An 18,319-nucleotide genomic window follows, 5' to 3' on the forward strand; every position below is an offset into this window, starting at 1 on the left:
CTTTATAAATATTAATATTATAAAGATAACTTTTCAAAAGTGATGCCATAAAAAAACCTCACTTAAAGTGAGGTTTGATATTATTATAAAATTTTGGAACTAATTAAGTAGTATATTAAATTAATTATTTAAAGCTTCAGCTCCACCAACAATTTCTAAAATTTCATTGGTAATAGAAGCTTGACGTGCTTTGTTGTATGTTAATTTAAGTTGATCTCTTAACTCTGTTGCATTATCTGTTGCTTTATGCATCGCAGTCATACGAGCACCGTGTTCGCTAGCAAAAGAGTCTCTAATACCTTTGTACAATTGTGTTTTTAATGACTTAGGAATTAATTGCTCAACGATTTCAATTTTTGAAGGCTCAAAAATGTAATCCAAATTGACGTTAGTATCACTTTTTACTGGTATTATTGGTAAAAATTGCTCAACCATTACCTCTTGAGTTGCTGCATTTTTAAACTTGTTGTATACAATTTCGATTTTATCGAACTCGCCTACAACAAATTTACCCATTAACATTTCAGCAATTTCAGCAACATTATCAAAGGTTAAATCCTCATAAATATCACTATTATTAGAAATAATTTTATTAGTCTTTTTAAACGCATCGTTTGCCTTTTTTCCAATAGTTAAATACGAAACTTCTTGGTTGGCATACGTTTTAGATGTTAATCTATTAACTTCTTTTATAATATTAGAATTAAAGGCCCCTGCTAGACCTCTATTAGAAGTAACAGCAACAATTAAAACCTTTTTCACCTCACGTTGCTCAGAATATTTACTTCCAGAATCTACATCTAAAGTAGCACTTAAACTTTGTAAAAGTTCGGTTAACTTATCTGCATAAGGACGCATTGCTGTAATAGCATCTTGAGCTTTCTTTAACTTTGCAGCCGATACCATTTTCATGGCACTGGTAATCTGCATGGTTGAAGATACCGATGTGATTCTATTGCGTATTTCTTTTAAATTTGCCATTTTTTCCTCTCCTAACCTCTCCAAAGGAGAGGGATTGATTCGTTAAATATGAAATTCCCGTTGCTATTTTCTCCCCTTTGGGGAGATTAAGAGGGGATTAAGCTCTATATTTTCCTGATAAATCTTTAGCTACAGCTGTTAATGTATCTGTAACTTCATCAGTTAATTTTCCTGCTTTTAAGTCTGCTAATACATTCGCATGTTTCGCTTTTAAGAATTCTAAATAATCTCTTTCAAATTCTTTTACTTTTTCAACAGGTACATCTCTTAACAAGTTTTTAGATCCTGCATAGATAATAGCAACTTGATCTTCCACTGTAAATGGATCGTTTTGAGCTTGTTTCAAAATCTCAACGTTACGTTTACCTTTGTTAATTACATTTAAAGTAACGGCATCTAAATCTGAACCAAACTTAGCAAATGCTTCTAATTCACGATATTGTGCTTGGTCTAATTTTAAAGTACCTGCTACTTTTTTCATGGATTTAATCTGTGCATTACCTCCAACACGAGATACAGAAATACCTACATTAATTGCTGGACGTACACCAGAGTTAAATAAATCTCCATCTAAGAAAATTTGCCCATCAGTAATCGAAATTACGTTTGTTGGAATATATGCAGAAACGTCTCCCGCTTGTGTTTCAATAATTGGCAATGCTGTTAAAGAGCCGCCTCCTTTTACAATGCCTTTAAGAGACTCCGGAAGATCGTTCATGTTTTTAGCTATCTCGTCATTATTAATAACTTTTGCAGAACGCTCTAATAATCTAGAGTGAAGGTAGAAAACGTCACCTGGATACGCCTCACGTCCTGGTGGACGACGTAATAACAAAGATACCTCACGGTAAGCTACTGCTTGCTTAGATAAATCATCAAACACGATTAATGCTGGACGACCAGTATCTCTAAAATATTCTCCAATAGAAGCTCCTGTAAACGGTGCATATACTTGCATTGCTGCAGGATCAGATGCATTTGCTGCTACGATAGTTGTATAAGCTAAAGCACCTTTTTCTTCTAAAGTTTTAGCAATTAAAGCTACTGTTGATGCTTTTTGACCAACGGCAACATAGATACAATATACAGGTTTTCCTGCATCGTAAAATTCTTTTTGATTTAAGATAGTGTCTATACAAACGGCTGTTTTACCAGTTTGACGGTCACCAATAACCAACTCACGTTGACCACGACCTACAGGAATCATCGCATCGATAGATTTGATACCTGTTTGTAATGGCTCGGTAACTGGTTCACGGAAAATAACTCCAGGCGCTTTACGCTCTAAAGGCATTTCATAAGTTTTACCAACAATAGGTCCTTTGCCATCAATTGGGTTTCCTAAAGTATCTACAACACGACCAACAATACCTTCTCCAACATTGATAGAGGCAATACGACCTGTACGTTTCACTGTAGAACCTTCTTTAACTCCTTTAGAAACCCCTAGTAGTACAATACCTACGTTGTCTTCTTCAAGATTAAGTACAATACCTTCTAAACCGCCTTCGAATTCTACTAACTCACCATATTGAGCGTTAGCTAATCCGTAAGCACGTACAATACCATCACCTACAGTTAATACAGTTCCAACTTCATCTAATGAAGCGCTTGCTTCAAAACCTGCTAGTTGTTGCTTTAAGATTGCTGATATTTCAGCTGGTTTTACTTCTGCCATCTTTATTTAGTATTTAGACATAAGATGCTAGACGTTAAATGCGTCTTTCATCTTAACTCTTTTAATTTAATGTGAATTCTCTTTTTAATTTACTTAATTGGTTTGCAATACTTGCATTATATTGGATATCTCCAACTCTTAAAATAAAGCCTCCTAAAATGCTTTCATCTATGATGCTTTGTACTTCAATATCTTTTCCTGTAAGCTCTTTTGCTTTTGCTAAAACTTTTTGTTTTAAAGCATCCGTTAAAGCTATGGCTGTTGTTACCGTTGCAACTTCTATTCCTTTAGATTGATCGAATAACTGGTTGTATTTAATAGCAACATCAGCTAAAATATCAATGCGATTGTTTGTAACTAAGGTGTCAATTAAACTCAAAGTTGTTTTATCTGTTTTTTTAAAAACTTCTAATAAAACAGTTTTTTTAATTGAAGCACTAAGTACAGGGCTTTGAAGTGCATCGTTTAAGTCTTTACTTTGTGCAATGGTATTAACAATCAACTTCATGTCGTTGTTTACAACATCGTCCGTTTTTCTATCCGATGCTAAACTTAATACGGCTTTTGCGTAACGTATTGCTGCTCTTGCTCCTGCCATGTTTTTAGTTTAATTTAGCTTCACTTAACATTGATTCAATCAATTGTTCTTGCTTGTCTTTGTTAGATAATTCTTGACGCACTACTTTTTCAGCTATTTCTAAAGATAAACTAGCCACTTGGCTTTTAAGTTCAGCCATGGCTGCTTTCTTTTCGCTTTCAATAGCAGCTGTTGCTTGAGCTATCATTGTATTTGCTTGTATTTGCGCTTCTCCTTTAGCATCTTCAATCATTTTGTTTTTGATATCCCTTGCTTCTTTTAACATCTCTTCGCGCTCTGCTCTAGCTTCTTTTAATAACTTTTGGTTATCTGCTTGAAGATTTTGCATTTCTAATTTTGCTTTTTCAGCAGATTCTAATGCCCCTTTAATACCATCTTCTCTTTTCTCTACCGCATCAAGAATTGGTTTCCAAGCAAACTTTTTTAACAAAAGTACTAATCCAACAAATAACAATAATTGCCAGAAGAATAATCCTAATGAAAACTGTTCAATTAATTTTTCCATTTATATGTCTTATTAACTCGTTAATTTTTAATTTAAAAACAGCTATAACCAACCGTTATAGCTGTTTTTGTTTTTTTTTAAGCTGCAAATAAAGCAGCAAATCCAATACCTTCAATAAGGGCAGCTGCAATAAGCATAGCAGTTTGGATTTTTCCTGAGGCTTCTGGTTGACGAGCAATAGCTTCCATTGCTTGTCCACCAATTCTACCAATACCAATACCAGCACCGATAACAATTAATCCAGCTCCTACAATTGTTGGGATTTCCATAATATATATATTAAAAATTAAACACTCAATTTATTAATGCGCCAACGCGCCGTCTGGCTACTCGCATAAAATGTCCACCGGACATTTTTAATGATGCTCGTCCCCATGGTGATGCTCTTCCACTGCCGAACCAAAATACAATGCCGATAACATTGTGAAAATATACGCTTGTAAAGCTGCCACTAAAAGTTCTAACAATGCCAGCACGAATGCTAAACCAAATGATAATGAACTTCCTAACCAATTTTTAAAGATAAACATTAAACCAATAATACTCATTAATACTATATGTCCTGCAGTAATATTTGCATACAAACGAATTAATAAAGAGAATGGCTTAATAAAAGTACCTAGTAATTCTATCGGAGCTAAAATAATTTTCATGGGCCATGGCACACCAGGCATCCAAAAAATATGTCCCCAATAATTTTTATTAGCTGTAAAAGTTGTTATCAAATAAGTTAATAATGCTAATGCAAAAGTTACAGCAATATTGTTTGTTACGTTAACACCAAGTGGCGTTAACCCTAGTAAATTGATAATCCAGATAAAGAAAAACACCGTTAATAAAAAACTCATGTAACGTTTGTAGTGTTTTTTTCCAATGTTTGGAATGGCAATATCATCGCGGATATATAAAACAATAGGTTCTAACAAACGCCCCATACCCTTTGGTAAAGCATTTTTCTTATAAGATTTAGCCATTCTTCCAAACATGAAGAATATTAATAAACCTACTAAAAATATGGTGAATACATTTTTAGTAATTGAAAAATCTAAAGGTTTAACGTTTGTCGCATGATGATGATCGTCGTAATGAATCGTACCTTCAGCATCTGTTTTATAAATTTTTCCGTGATATAATTTATAGTAATTTCCATTAACCTCAGCTACAGACTCACCGTGATGTAATTTAGATGAAGAAAACACTTGTAACCCATTATCCCATAAAATTACTGGAAGTGGAAATCCAATATGTTTTTGTTCTCCTTCGTCGTTTACATAAGAGTATAAACCAAAACCATGAGAATCAAGTAAGTGATGATTAATATATTCTTTTATTTCTTCCTTTAAACCTTGTTTACCTTCTACTTCAGGAGCTATTTCTTGCAGATGCATCTTTTCTTGATCATCTTGAGCAAAAGAAAGGCTTGTTACCAAGAGAAATAATAAACAGATAGTTTTTAATGACATTATATTTTGCATATCACTTAATTAATAGTGGGCTAAAAATCGGTGCAAAGGTATGTTTTTATCTTAAAATCAAAAAACAAAATTTCACATTATTTACAAGGGCTGTTTTTACTCATTAATTTGAATCTAATTTGTTGAAAATCCGTATAGTTGTTATGGTTTCGGTTATCAAGCATATCGCATATGGAATGAAGAATGAAAAAAATTCATAACGTGCTATGTCTCCATCTGAATTAAACACGGGATAAAAAAAGATAAAAAAACATATAAATTTCAAAAAGCTACCCAATATAAAAATAAATGCTAATTGGTCTTTAAAACGTTCTTTAAAAAAGAACATAGACAACATAATACCTATGGCCAATAATGTATTAACAACATAAGCCCATAAAATTTCATATTGAAGTATGGGAACCTGTATATATTTTAAAATAGGAACATAAATAAAATAGCTGATAATAGACACGCTCGCTATTATTAAAACATTTCCTCCTAGTAAATTCCTCATTAATTATTAAACTTCTTTAACTGCTGTAACACCACATAAAGAGAAATGGCAACACCAAGCAGCGTACCAATAATTAAGAATAATTTTCCTCCGTCAGAAAATTTGGAATCTAGCCACTTACCTAGCATAATAAAAAGGTAAATAGTTATACCCATTTGAAATGCTATTCCAGTAAGAACTACCGCATTTTTAAGCTGTTTTTTCGGATCCTTTTCCTTCTTGTTGTCCACCTTTATTCATTTCTTTTACCGTTCCCTTCATGTTACAAGTCACATTAAATGTAGCACCTGGCTCCACCGCAAGTTTTCCCACAACCACCTCACCTTCAATATGTGCTGATGCTTTTAACGTTAATGTACCTGATAATGTTAACTTACCAGAAAATTTACCTTCAAAATAGGCGTCTGTACCTTGCAAGGTTCCTTTTATTAAACCTGATTTTCCAACGACCACTTTACCAGAAGTTTTTATATTACCCTCTAAGGAGCCATCTATTCTAAAATCGCCTTCACTTGTAAAATCACCAATTATTTTAGTGCCTTGTGAAATGATGTTCTGACTTGATAAGCCTTCGATAGACTTAGACTGTTTTTCTTTTTTGTTCTCTGAAAACATAATACTATTTATTTAGAGTTATACCTGTATTTAAATAGGCATCCAAGTTTTTATGGATTTGAATGATTTGATAATTTGCAGATGTTATTGCAAAATAGGATTTTTTAATTTTTTTCTGATCTTCTTTAGTATATAATTGGTTGAAAGTTTTAGCGACTTGTCCATTTTTCAAACCATGTACTATTACAAATGTTGTATTGGCATTATACACATCAATGGAAGATTTTAATGTATAATATCTTATCTTTTTTAATACCTCATTTAATGTTTTTTGAAAATCAGCAACTTGGCCTGTTTTAGGGTTTTCAAATGTAAAAACCACTTTATAATTATTGGTGATACTATCATTTTCTTGAATAAATTCTGAACTTGCTAATTTGGGTAATACATTCGCTTCAATATTTTGTGCTTGTTTACCTTCTAACGTATTAGCATAGGTAATAGCTACGTGATTAATGGCTTTTCTATAAGCCTCTAAACCATACAATCGTCCTAATGCAGTTGCTTTTAAAAGTTCTAATTTCGGTACAATAGGCTCGCCGTCAAACATATAGATGTATTCTTCGCTTTTAGAGATAACATCAGCATAAGCATGGCTTTCGTATTGTTGATACAGTGTTTCATATAAACTTTCTGGACTGTTTTCGTCTTTTTCCGATGCTGAATCCGGATTAGTTAAAATAATAGCATATCTAGATTCGGGATAGTTTGAAACAATATCTGTTTTTGTAATAGCGGCTTCTGAATTTTCACCTAAAAGTTCATAAATTTTATACAAATTATATTTGGTAGGCAGTATTAATCGCTCTTCAGGATTGCTCTTAAGTAAGTTTTGAAATTTACTTTTTGCTAATTCATATTCTTTGAATTTCTCTTTGTAAATCAGCCCTAACTGGTAATAAGCATAGTTTCTATCTTTAGAAAGACTGTCGATTTCTTTAGCTTCTGAAGGAATTTTAGAAATGTAGAATTCCGTATCGAATAATTCGTCTTCTGAAGCTGTTACCAAAATATTATTAACGGACAAATTCTTTTCTGCTCCTGAATTTCCTTTGTTAGACCATCTCCAATTATCTTCCAAGACACGATCGCCCCAAATTTTTACAAACTCATTTTTACCATAGGCTACTGTGGTTGGATTATAAAAATAAAACATGGTTGTTTGTGTTGGCGTTCCAGTACGCAACGGTTGGTTGCCAATAGTATTATTAACAGTTACTAAGCCTTTGTTTCGCTCTGCCGCTTCAGCTTTTTCTTTTGCTTTTCCTGCTTGAATTTTTAGTTGTTCAATAAAAACCTCAAAATAAGCTATACGTTCGTCTTTCGATAAATGAACTAAGTTTAAAATGCTGTCGTTTACTTTGGCTATAGATTCATAATAAATAACATCTTCTAAATTGTCGCGTTTACGCTTTATAATACGATACGGTTTAGAGTTTAAAACCAAACTCGTCATGGTGCTATCGTAATAGTTTCCTGCTTCTTGATAAAGAGATTTATCAAAATTCATATCGCCAAGAATTTCGTAATTTTTAGCTTTTAGAATTTTATCTAAAGAATTGGTTCTTAAAGATTTATTAAAGTAAGTAATTGCTAAAGAGTCGGATGCATTAGACAAATAATACACTGCTTTTTGATGGTAAATTTTATCTAAAAACGGACGATTCTCTCTATTTTCTTCTAATTCGGTGATTAACTCTAGTAACTCAAACTTGTTGCCTTTTTCATAATCGAAGTTTTTAATTTTTTCGATATGGGCACTTATCACATAAATACGAGGCGTTCTGCGATTAAGTTTTATAACTTTATCAAAAGCCAAATTAGCACTGTCTTTTTTTCCTAATTCGTTATACAATTGTCCTTGAATGAATCTATAACGCCCCCGTTCGTCATCGTTTTTTGTGGTATTAGATGCTATTTCTAATTGTGTAATAGCACTATCAAGCGATTTGATATTTAAGTACGCTTGTGCCAAGATAGAAGAAGCATCTGCCAGATCTTGACCCTCTGGCTCTTCTTGTTTAAATAAACGTTTTAGGTTTTTTATAGCAAGCTCGTCGTTGTCTAAACGCATATTGGTTTTTTCACGCCAAATTTTAGCTTGGTTTATTTTATCACTTGCAGGGTATTTATAAAGAATGTAATTAAACGCTTCTAAAGCAGGAACAAAACGTTGGTCAAAATATCTCGCTTTTCCTAAAAGCAAGTAGGCCTCATCTATTTGTGGATTTTTTTCTTTGCCTTCAATAGTAATACTATGTTTCTGAATGGCTTTTACTGCTTTTTCTTCAGCAGTGTTAAAATTTTCATTTTTAGATTGTCCAGGTAACACGATCTCTTCAGAGATTTGCATCCGCTCGATGGGTAAAACATCCCAGTAGTTGTCAGAATATCCATCGTTTAAACTATTTCTACCTGCTTCTAAGGCATTGTAACCATTGTAAAGCGCATTGAATTCTGCTGTAACAGCATGAAAATTACGGTTAATAAATTTGTCCTTTTTTCTTGAACAACTTATTAACAGCAAAATAGAACAGGCAAAAATTAAGGGTGCTTTAAAAAATATTTTCAATGCTGGTCTTTTTAATCTAAATAATAACTATAAACTCATGGTTATAGTATGTACGCAGGTAAAAATAAGCATCTTTTTTGATTAACCGATAAAATGACAAGATTTTTGGTTGAAACGAAATTATTTGTTTCATTAGCTTTTGTTGATGTAAACCTGCCGTTTAATACATAAACATTGAACAGCTAAACCATTTCCGTTCCAGAAAAATGTGCTTCCAATTCCTTTAATGTAGCGGCATTGGTTGCTAAATCTTTTACAACTTCTCCTTTTTCAAGCACAACAATACGCTCACAAACATCGGTGACGTGCATTAAATCATGACTAGAAACCAAAACAGTTACTCCTTGCTTTTCGGCCAAATCTTTAATGATACTTTTAAGACGAATTTGTGTTGTAGGATCTAGATTTGCAAAGGGTTCGTCAAGAATAATAACCTCGGGATTTCCAATTAAAGCAGCAACAATACCAACTTTCTTTTGGTTTCCTTTGCTTAAATCACGCAAATATTTTTTTTGATTTAGTATTTCGCCATGAAAAAAATCTTCAAACTGCGCTACTAACTTATCTACGTCAGCCTTATTTTGGTTGCGCAATTCTCCAATAAAATAAAAGTATTCTTCCGCAGTTAAATAACCTATTAAAAAACTTTCATCTATAAAAGCAGAAGTAAAAGGCTTCCAATCTTCACTTTCATTAACTTGTATCTCATTTGTTTTAATAAACCCTGATGTAGGTTGAATTAAATCTAAAAGCAAACTAAAATAAGTGGTTTTACCAGCTCCATTATTACCAACCAATCCAAAACTTTGTCCTTTTGGAATTTCTAAAAATTCTATATTCAAAACTAAATTGCCACTATATTTTTTTGATAAGTTTGAAGTTACTATCATGATGCTATTTTTAATTGTTTTGATTGAAAGCTTCAATCATTTTATATTTTGATTGTAAATATTTCGCGGTAATACCTTTCATGAGTTTTTGATGAAACACAATACCTAAAACACCCAATATTCCTAAAACTAAACAGGCTATTTCAAACCCAATTAAGAAATAAAATAAAGCAAATATTCCCATGGGAATAAGCAATAACGGGATACCGATAAGCCATTGTACCGCACCAGTGCCTTGATAATTAAAAGCTGCTTTTTGGCTTAAATCTATCTTTTTTCTGTTAAAAGAGCCACCATATAAAATAACATGCGTGTTAACACCTACATTATATATGGCTGCAACAAAATGCGTTAATAAAATTTTCCAACCAAAAAACACATATGGAATACCCAAAACAAATAATATAACAACACTAAGTGCCATTAACGTGAATTTTGACTGCAAATATTGCTCGTATTTAATGTTCTGGCTCATAAGCAGTTTATAGTAACCGCTATCCCAAGCCGGAATAAATTGTCCAAAATTAATTAAAAAAATACCTGTCGAAAAAATGCCGATGAATGCAAAAAACCATGGCATGCCTTGATAAGTAGGCTGTGGGTAGAAAAACAAACCATACAATAAACCTATTAATACCATCCAAACCGATGATTTGGTGCGTTTATTACGCCAAATTAATTTTAAATCTAACTGCATGAACGGGGCAATAGCTCCAAAATTCTTTGTCCAATCTAAGTTTGAAACCTGTATTTCTTTTACTTTTTCTTTTAATCCACTATCTAAAAACAGTTTTTTTCTTAATAGTCTAAAGTTTATAACATAAAAACCTACTAAAATTAAAACGGGAATTATAATAAAAACAGGTGTATTATAAATGGCATTAAATCCGTTAGCAAAAATTTGAGAAAACGAAATAACATTGAAATAGTTAAGCGCAAACAACCCTCCAGCAACACCTATGATGGGTAAAAAGGACAATTCTATTTCAGTTGAAAAACTTTCAATAATAAAATTTAGAAAATTAATTATGAGAGTTACGAGTATTAAAGTAAGTATCCAAGTTAAAACTGAAACTACGGGATAGCCTTTTACTATTAAAGTAGCCCCAAAAGGTATAATAGCAAAAAGCGGTAAAAAATTAAAAAAAGAGGTAACCGATTTTCCTAAAACATAATTTACAATGTTCTTCCTTTTAACGGGTAGTATTAGCAAAGGTTTTACAACTATTACAGGTAACTTTTGAAAGAAAAACCTAAAAACTAAATCTCCAATAATCCAATAAAACAAAAAACTGTTTACAATGGTTAACGGGTCTTTATCAGGAAACATCTTTTTAAGTCCGGGATATAAAACAACCCCCATACCTAAAAACATGAGTAAAAAATAAAGAGCTAAAAACCCCATGAGTATCTTTATAGCCAACCCTTTCCCAAAGCTTGCTGACCTAAAAAAAGATTTCCATTCTAAACTTAAAAAGTTTCTAATCATTATCTACTCATTATATTTTTGAGCTATTTGACTTACCTCCATACCCCAAGACTGTCCAAACGTCATCGCTTTTTGTGTTAAACCCAATTGCTTCGTCGCTAATTTTTTTCCTAAATCGGTATGATAGAACGCTATTAATTCCTTTATTTCATCTTGGGTAAATTCAGCCATATACAAATCGGCAATTTTATCATATAGTCCTTCTAGTGTCACGGTTGCCTCCTTAGTGTATGCTTCTTTATTAGCCTCAGAAACTTTAAAACCTATTTGAGAAATAGCTCCATCAAACGCGGCACCAGCACCTGTTAATTTTATAAATTCAATCGTTTCTGTTCTAAATTCAGATGTTTCTTGGGCTTGAATTGCTGTGACTATTAAAAACGTGCATGCTAATAGTAATTTTTTCATTTGATCGTTTTCAGGTTATTATTAAATTCTAATTGGTTAGTAATATTTTTTGTGGGTTTGTTACAAGATTTATAATTTTTATTTAGATACTTTTTGAGAATATCAACCAAAGAAATTATTATTCCAAACGGAATTTGGGGTTTACCAAAGCTCTCATATTTCTAATATAGCTTTCCAATTCAGCTAATTTATTTACAGTTTCTTTAGTACCTGCCTCCGTTAATTTATAATATTTTCGTGATCTTTTACCTATTTTAACCATTTCTACATCTAGCAACCCATCGGCTTCTAATTTATGTAAAGAAGGGTATAAAGCACCTTCTGTGATAATAAGATCCCCTTTTGTGAGCTCTTTTACTTTTCGGGTAATCTCATAACCATACATTTTATCGTTTTCATTCAAAAGCTTCAAAATGATAGTTGTTAAACTTCCTTTATACAAATTTGAGTTGATCATATATGGTCAAATATATACATAATATACTTATGCATAAAAAGCTTATGTATATATTTTTAACTTATTATGTTATAAAATCTAAAGGCTTCATTATTTTTGTCAAAAATTTATACATGTCATCATTTCACAAACTATCGATTAAAAATATAAAAAAAGAAGCCAATAAAGCCATTAGTATAGCTTTTAATGTGCCTGAAAATTTAAAAGAAATTTTTACTTTTAAAGCAGGACAATACATTACCTTAAAAGCAACTCTTAATGATAATGAGGTACGACGCGATTATTCTATTTGCGCATCACCAAAAAGCGGGGAGCTTCAAGTGGCGGTAAAAGAGGTTAAAGACGGCACTTTTTCTGCTTATGCAAATAATGATTTAAACGTTGGCGATATCATAGAAGTGGCGCCTCCAAAAGGACGTTTTATTTTTGAACCTAACGATTCCAAAACAAAAAACATAGCTGCTTTTGCTGCTGGAAGTGGTATCACACCTATTTTAAGCATTATAAAATGTGCTTTAGAAGAAGAAGTTCATAGTAAGGTTATTTTGGTTTACGGAAACAAGTCTACCGAAGACACTATGTTTATAAACGAACTTTTAGAGCTTCAACAAGCATATAAAGATCGATTTTCTATTCAGTTTGTATTTAGTAAACAAGATAAAGACGATTCCATTTTCGGTCGCATTGAAAAAAGCACGGTTAACTATGTGATGTTAAACAAGCATAAGCATGTTGAAGTTGATGCTTTCTACCTTTGTGGACCCGAAGCTATGATTCACACTGTAAAAGACGTATTAACCGATAATGGTATTGATGCAGACCGTATTCACTTTGAACTTTTCAAAGCAGCAAAACCTGTTGAAATTGAAGAAAAGGCAGCTCCTTCTGGAAAAACAACGGTAACTGTTACTGTAGATGATGAAACAACTACTTTTGAAATGTCTCAAAAACAAACCGTTCTTGAAGCAGCTTTGGATGAAGATATTGATGCCCCTTATTCATGTCAAGGAGGTATTTGTAGTAGTTGTTTAGCACGTTTAAAAGAAGGTGAAATAATCATGCGACAAAACAATATTTTAACTGAAAAAGAAGTAGCAGAAGGCTTAATACTTACGTGCCAAGCACACCCAACAACACCAAGCATAGTGGTAGATTATGATGATGTTTAGGAATAGACGTTAAATAGCCGCGCTTTTAGACTAAAGATTTAATTTTTTCAATAATAGATTCAGGAGATATACTTCTGGAAGCTTCTTTATAATTTTCGGGATATTTATTACCATAAACAGAGGTTGGGATTTTAGGAAATTGATTTCTATCTGATAAAAGCGCGTCGTCTTTATGTTGATTAAATGGTGCAAAACCAGCAAAGGGATGTGTTACACCCCAAATGGTAACCACTTTTACACCTAACATCGCTGCCATATGGGCATTCCCAGAATCCATAGAAAGCATTACTTGCAGGTTTGAGATAAGGTCTAATTCTTCATGAAGCGACAATTTTCCTGCAACATTTAAAACATTTTCAAACGTAGTTTCAAATTCATTTAAAATATCGATTTCTTTTTGCCCACCACCAAATAAAACCACTTTATAATCTTTTGAAAGTGCTTCAATAACACGTTTCATAGCATCTAGAGGATACATTTTACCGTCGTGGGCAGCAAAAGGCGCAATGCCTATTAACTTTCCTGAATAAACACCTAGTAAAGATTGTGTTTTATCGTTTAAACTTGACTTTGAAATAAAAGTTGGCTTTGATATATCTAATTTAAAGCCTATAGCCTCAAAAACATCAGCGTAACGTTGATGTGTTGTTTTGAGTTGCTTAAAATTTTCACCAGAAATCAACGCTTTCTTTTCGGCTCTTCCTTTATCAATTTGAATAACTTTTTTTCCAACGAAAAAATATTTTAAAATATTAGTCCGTAACACATTATGTAAATCTGCAACAGCCTCAATTCCTAAATTTCTTAATTCTTCTGAAAGTTTATAAAGTCCAAGTATTCCTTTATGTTTCCCATTAACATCAGCAGAAAAAACTGAAACATTAGGCAATTTTTCAAAAAAAGGGGTGAAAAACGCTCTTGTTAAAACCGTGATTTTAACATCTGGATATTGCTGTGTAAAAGCTCTTAAAACTGGTACTGCCATGGCTACATCTCCCATAGCTGAAAGACGTATAACAAGTATGTGTTTTGGTAGATTAGCCATTATGAGCTTCTAATAGGGACTCTTCTTCTAAAAGAAATTTATTTATTTCCTCTAAGCACAGGATTCAGTTCATCATCATTATACATTTTCATTTGCTTATATACTTTCATGTATTTATCTCCTTTTTCAATATCGGTGAGTAGCGTATCAATTGCGGTACTCAAATCAATACGTTGATCTAGTAAAATATCTAGCTTCTTTTTGCAAGCTTCACGATGTGCATCCGTAGCATCAACACGAGTTGCTTCTTCATCCATATGATAAATCTTCAATGCTAAAATAGATAGTCTATCTACGCCCCAAGCAGGACTTTCTGTATTCAGAGTTGCATTTTGCTTTGCTGTTACATGTTTGTATTTCTCTAAAAAGTAGCTGTCTATATACTCCACCATGTCGGTTCTATCTTGGTTGGAAGCATCTATTTGACGCTTTAATGTTAAAGCTGCAATAGGATCTATTTGTGGATCGCGAATAATATCTTCGTAATGCCATTGCACCGTATCTATCCAACATTTTCGGTATAATAAATGTTCTAATAAATCACTTTCTGGATAAGCATTTTTAAACGGCTGATCAACAGCATTGATAATGTGATATTTTTTAATAACGTCTTGAAATATTTTATTGGCTTTACTAGTAAACATAATAAGGTTTTTTAAGAGTACAAACCTACAAAATTTAAACATAAATATGTTTCTACAGGTTTATAATTCCCTTTTATTAAAGTTCATATGATAAGCGTAAATATAAGTCTAAATTAATTAACTTTATCATTCAAATTGAAAGATTGAAACCTATGCACATTCATAATTTATCTCAACAAAATTCTGTACTAAACACTTTTATTTCTGAAATTAGAAATGTCTCTATTCAAAGAGACCGCATGCGTTTTAGAAGAAATATAGAACGGATTGGAGAAATTTTGGGTTATGAAATGAGCAAAATATTAAATTATAAAACAGTTAGTATTGAAACACCCTTAGGAAATTCTTCTATTAATATTATAGAAAATGATATTGTTCTGTGTTCCATTCTAAGAGCGGGTGTACCACTCCACAATGGCTTACTTAATTATTTTGATGCCGCGGAAAATGCCTTTGTTTCGGCATATAGACATCATACACATAACCCAGAAAGCTTTGAAATTATTGTGGAATATTTAGCCTGCCCCAACCTAGAAGGAAAAACGCTCATTTTAGCAGACCCCATGTTGGCTACAGGGCAATCGATGGTCTCCACTTTTGAAGCTTTAAAGCCCTATGGGGCTCCTAAATCGATACATTTAATCAGTATTATTGGCGCCCAAGAAGGTGTTACTTATCTTGAAAATCATTTTAGTGCTTCAACTCATTTATGGATTGCTTCTATAGATAAGACTTTAAACGATAAAGGTTATATTATTCCAGGTTTAGGTGATGCAGGTGATTTGTCTTTTGGAGAAAAACTACAGCACTAGCAACCAAAAGGGAATTAGTACTAAAACGCCAAGAAATACTTCCTTAAACCATTTATCATCTACAATTTCTATATAGTTTGTAATGATAATGGACAGTGGGGCAAACAAAAATAAAAACTCACTACCATTCTTTTTAGGTGCAAGCAATATTAATACAAACGCAATAATAGCCGCAATGATAACAATTTTAAAAGAAGCTCTTAGGTCTTTTTTCTTCTTTTTTATACTCTGCAAATAAAATATAGAAGACCATATTCCAAAAGAAAACAACATCGTAATTGCTACTAAATATTTAGTGGAATTATAAGGACTAAAATCGTAACTAACGCTTCGAGAAGATTTAAATATTTCAAAAAAATCATTATAGACAACTATTGAAACACCCACTGAAATACTAAAAACAGTTGCTACACCTATAAATGGAATGATCCAATGTCTTATATTATTATCAGAATAAAATATTAAACTAAAAAGAAAGGCTATAAAAAAGAGAATGGCCCAAAAATAGAATAATGAGGCAATGGCAATACATAAAGCTGCATCAAAAAGTTTGCTTTTAATGTTTTTTTGCGAACGTAAACTGATGATTCTTCGAAGCCCTAATAGGACAAAAAAATTAGATATAAGAATGTTAGAGTTACTTGTGGTTTGTACCAACGTTAATAGAAATAAACTGAATAATAAAACTTCATAGTTGTTACTTTGAGTCAAACTATTCTTGGTAATAATAAAATTAAATACCAAAATGGTAATGATGCAAATAAAAAATACTGTAATTTGTTTAGCAACAAAAAGGATTGATATGGGTTCTATTATTGTGTTTGTTCTCGCATTTAAAAAAGCTAGAACAGCAATAAAGAGAACAATGATAAAATTTATTTGTTTAGATTTATTAAAAATGCTTGTTATCATTAACTGTTTTTGTATTTTTGCTTCGTAAATATACTAACTAAAGCTGGTTAGAAAACAATAAATAGTACCACATGAAAGATTTATTTTACGCTATACAGGATTTATTTGTTAATGTTTTATTTAAACCTATGGATGCTTTAAGAGCTTTAGAGCTTGAAAATTGGTTTGCTGCAAGCGCAATTTCTTGGATTTTTGTTATCATCGGATTTGCTGCTATGGTTTATTGGATGTTACAACTTAAATCTTTTAATGATAATAACGAAGAAGATAAAAGCATTTCTTCACATTCTTATCTATAAATCGAATCCAATATCTTTACGATAATACATCTTATCAAAATGTAGTTTTTCTATACTTTGATAAGATTTTTTTATGGCCTCCTGATACGTGTTTCCGTATGATGTTATCGCCATAACACGGCCACCAGAAGTTACAACTTTACCATCTTTTAATTGTGCCCCAGCGTGAAAAGCTATAGACTCTTCAATAGCTTTGATTCCTGTAATTTCTTTTCCTTTGTTATAACCTTCAGGATAACCACCAGATACTAGCATAATAGTTGTTGCTGCACGTTCATCAATTTCAATATTAATTTTATCCAAAGTACCGTTAGCCATCGCTTGAAGAATTTCAACAAAATCATTTTTAAGTCTTGGTAGCACCACTTCCGTTTCAGGATCACCCATACGTACATTATATTCTATTACTTTAGGGTCGTTTCCAACTTTTATAAGTCCGATAAATACAAATCCAATATATGGTAAGTTATCTTTCTTAAACCCGCTAATAGTTGGTTTAACGATGCGTTCTTCAATTTTACTAAGAAATTCATCGGTTGCAAATGGCACTGGAGATACGGCTCCCATACCACCTGTGTTTAAACCTGTGTCACCTTCACCAATACGTTTATAATCTTTGGCTGTTGGTAATATTTTGTAATTTTCACCATCGGTAAGCACGAAACAACTTAACTCGATACCATCTAAAAACTCTTCAATAACTACTTTAGTACTTGCTGCACCAAATTTAGCATCAACTAACATGCTCTTTAGTTCTGCTTTAGCTTCATCTAAATCATTTAAAATAACAACACCTTTTCCTGCTGCTAACCCATCAGCTTTTAAAACATATGGTGCATTTAAAGTATCTAAAAAAGCATAACCCTTTTCAACCGTTTCCTTCGTAAAACTTTCATAAGCTGCCGTTGGAATGTTATGACGGTATAGAAATTCTTTAGCAAATTCTTTACTGCCTTCTAATTCTGCCGCCGATTTTTGTGGTCCAATAACAGAAACATGTTTAATAGCATCATCATTTAAAAAATAGTCGTGTACCCCTTGAACTAATGGGTCTTCAGGTCCCACCACAACCATATCAATGTTTTCGTTTAAAACTAATTCTTTAATGGCCTCAAAATCGGTTACCCCAATATTTACATTGGTTGCTATATTTGCTGTTCCTGAATTTCCAGGCGCTACAAATATGTTTTTGCATAATGGGCTTTGCGCTATTTTCCAAGCAAAAGTATGTTCTCTTCCGCCAGAACCAAGAATTAAGATGTTCATTGTATTGT

General features: G+C 32.4%; 21 protein-coding genes. 3 read left to right on the forward strand and 18 right to left on the reverse strand.

Going from position 1 to position 18,319, the window contains the following annotated elements; translation table 11 throughout:
• Window positions 1-120 precede the first annotated feature (120 nt).
• The 14 genes from atpG to QLS71_RS06730 all read right to left on the reverse strand — a co-directional run bounded on the left by atpG (window position 121) and on the right by QLS71_RS06730 (window position 12,164).
• A complete protein-coding gene (atpG, locus tag QLS71_RS06665) occupies window positions 121-981 on the reverse strand; it encodes an ATP synthase F1 subunit gamma (protein WP_308991810.1) in 861 nt (286 codons plus the stop codon).
• A gap of 97 nt (window positions 982-1,078) precedes the next feature.
• The gene (atpA, locus tag QLS71_RS06670; RefSeq protein ID WP_308991809.1) at window positions 1,079-2,659 is read right to left on the reverse strand and encodes a F0F1 ATP synthase subunit alpha; all 1,581 of its coding nucleotides are present in this window, start codon (window positions 2,657-2,659) and stop codon (window positions 1,079-1,081) included.
• Between the two features lie 61 nt (window positions 2,660-2,720).
• A complete protein-coding gene (gene atpH, locus QLS71_RS06675; RefSeq protein ID WP_308991808.1) occupies window positions 2,721-3,257 on the reverse strand; it encodes an ATP synthase F1 subunit delta in 537 nt (178 codons plus the stop codon).
• Between the two features lie 4 nt (window positions 3,258-3,261).
• Window positions 3,262-3,762, reverse strand: coding sequence for a F0F1 ATP synthase subunit B (locus QLS71_RS06680; RefSeq protein WP_308991807.1), 501 nt, complete (start codon window positions 3,760-3,762; stop codon window positions 3,262-3,264).
• Window positions 3,763-3,839: 77 nt separating this feature from the next.
• A complete protein-coding gene (gene atpE, locus QLS71_RS06685) occupies window positions 3,840-4,031 on the reverse strand; it encodes an ATP synthase F0 subunit C (RefSeq protein WP_308991806.1) in 192 nt (63 codons plus the stop codon).
• Between the two features lie 87 nt (window positions 4,032-4,118).
• Entirely contained in the window at window positions 4,119-5,237 is a 1,119-nt protein-coding gene (gene atpB / locus QLS71_RS06690; protein WP_308991805.1) for a F0F1 ATP synthase subunit A, read from the reverse strand.
• A gap of 103 nt (window positions 5,238-5,340) precedes the next feature.
• Window positions 5,341-5,733 carry a hypothetical protein gene (locus QLS71_RS06695; RefSeq protein ID WP_308991804.1) on the reverse strand — a complete coding sequence of 131 codons (393 nt, stop codon included), beginning with the start codon at window positions 5,731-5,733 and terminating at the stop codon, window positions 5,341-5,343.
• Complete coding sequence (locus tag QLS71_RS06700; protein WP_308991803.1) at window positions 5,733-5,963, reverse strand: AtpZ/AtpI family protein; 231 nt, start codon at window positions 5,961-5,963, stop codon at window positions 5,733-5,735. The genes QLS71_RS06695 and QLS71_RS06700 overlap by 1 nt, the downstream gene beginning before the upstream one ends.
• Window positions 5,923-6,348, reverse strand: coding sequence for a polymer-forming cytoskeletal protein (locus QLS71_RS06705; protein ID WP_308991802.1), 426 nt, complete (start codon window positions 6,346-6,348; stop codon window positions 5,923-5,925). The genes QLS71_RS06700 and QLS71_RS06705 overlap by 41 nt, the downstream gene beginning before the upstream one ends.
• Window positions 6,349-6,352: 4 nt before the next feature.
• Window positions 6,353-8,920, reverse strand: a complete 2,568-nt coding sequence (locus QLS71_RS06710) for a tetratricopeptide repeat protein (RefSeq protein WP_308991801.1) — start codon at window positions 8,918-8,920, stop codon at window positions 6,353-6,355.
• Between the two features lie 182 nt (window positions 8,921-9,102).
• Window positions 9,103-9,810 (reverse strand): ABC transporter ATP-binding protein, encoded by a 708-nt coding sequence (locus QLS71_RS06715; RefSeq protein ID WP_308991800.1) that lies wholly within the window; start codon window positions 9,808-9,810, stop codon window positions 9,103-9,105.
• A 10-nt stretch (window positions 9,811-9,820) separates the two neighbouring features.
• Window positions 9,821-11,299: a DUF5687 family protein gene (locus QLS71_RS06720; RefSeq protein ID WP_308991799.1), complete on the reverse strand. Its 1,479-nt coding sequence runs from the start codon at window positions 11,297-11,299 to the stop codon at window positions 9,821-9,823.
• Window positions 11,300-11,302: 3 nt separating this feature from the next.
• Window positions 11,303-11,707, reverse strand: a complete 405-nt coding sequence (locus QLS71_RS06725; RefSeq protein ID WP_308991798.1) for a DUF2059 domain-containing protein — start codon at window positions 11,705-11,707, stop codon at window positions 11,303-11,305.
• 118 nt (window positions 11,708-11,825) lie between these two features.
• On the reverse strand, window positions 11,826-12,164 hold the full coding sequence (locus QLS71_RS06730; RefSeq protein WP_308991797.1) for a PadR family transcriptional regulator: 339 nt from the start codon (window positions 12,162-12,164) through the stop codon (window positions 11,826-11,828).
• A 113-nt stretch (window positions 12,165-12,277) separates the two neighbouring features.
• Here QLS71_RS06730 and QLS71_RS06735 point away from each other — a divergent pair, with 113 nt between their 5' ends.
• Complete coding sequence (locus QLS71_RS06735; protein WP_308991796.1) at window positions 12,278-13,333, forward strand: ferredoxin--NADP reductase; 1,056 nt, start codon at window positions 12,278-12,280, stop codon at window positions 13,331-13,333.
• A 25-nt stretch (window positions 13,334-13,358) separates the two neighbouring features.
• Here the strand turns inward: QLS71_RS06735 and QLS71_RS06740 are convergent, their stop codons facing one another.
• Both QLS71_RS06740 and QLS71_RS06745 read right to left on the reverse strand, forming a co-directional pair.
• Entirely contained in the window at window positions 13,359-14,378 is a 1,020-nt protein-coding gene (locus QLS71_RS06740; RefSeq protein WP_308991795.1) for a glycosyltransferase family 9 protein, read from the reverse strand.
• A 38-nt stretch (window positions 14,379-14,416) separates the two neighbouring features.
• Window positions 14,417-15,022 (reverse strand): DUF4254 domain-containing protein, encoded by a 606-nt coding sequence (locus tag QLS71_RS06745; protein WP_308991794.1) that lies wholly within the window; start codon window positions 15,020-15,022, stop codon window positions 14,417-14,419.
• Between the two features lie 152 nt (window positions 15,023-15,174).
• On the opposite strand from QLS71_RS06745, the gene upp reads away from it, so the two are divergent.
• Complete coding sequence (upp, locus tag QLS71_RS06750) at window positions 15,175-15,834, forward strand: uracil phosphoribosyltransferase (RefSeq protein ID WP_308991793.1); 660 nt, start codon at window positions 15,175-15,177, stop codon at window positions 15,832-15,834.
• Here the strand turns inward: upp and QLS71_RS06755 are convergent.
• A complete protein-coding gene (locus tag QLS71_RS06755) occupies window positions 15,823-16,746 on the reverse strand; it encodes a DUF6427 family protein (RefSeq protein WP_308991792.1) in 924 nt (307 codons plus the stop codon). The two genes, upp and QLS71_RS06755, sit on opposite strands and share 12 nt — an antisense overlap.
• Window positions 16,747-16,817: 71 nt before the next feature.
• On the opposite strand from QLS71_RS06755, the gene QLS71_RS06760 reads away from it, so the two are divergent.
• On the forward strand, window positions 16,818-17,045 hold the full coding sequence (locus tag QLS71_RS06760; protein ID WP_308991791.1) for a uracil phosphoribosyltransferase: 228 nt from the start codon (window positions 16,818-16,820) through the stop codon (window positions 17,043-17,045).
• On the opposite strand, the gene purD is transcribed toward QLS71_RS06760, so the two are convergent.
• Window positions 17,040-18,311 carry a phosphoribosylamine--glycine ligase gene (purD, locus tag QLS71_RS06765; protein WP_308991790.1) on the reverse strand — a complete coding sequence of 424 codons (1,272 nt, stop codon included), beginning with the start codon at window positions 18,309-18,311 and terminating at the stop codon, window positions 17,040-17,042. The two genes, QLS71_RS06760 and purD, sit on opposite strands and share 6 nt — an antisense overlap.
• Between the last annotated feature and the right edge of the window lie 8 nt (window positions 18,312-18,319).

The organism is Mariniflexile litorale (assembly GCF_031128465.2).
Classification (GTDB): Bacteria; Bacteroidota; Bacteroidia; order Flavobacteriales; family Flavobacteriaceae; genus Mariniflexile; species Mariniflexile litorale.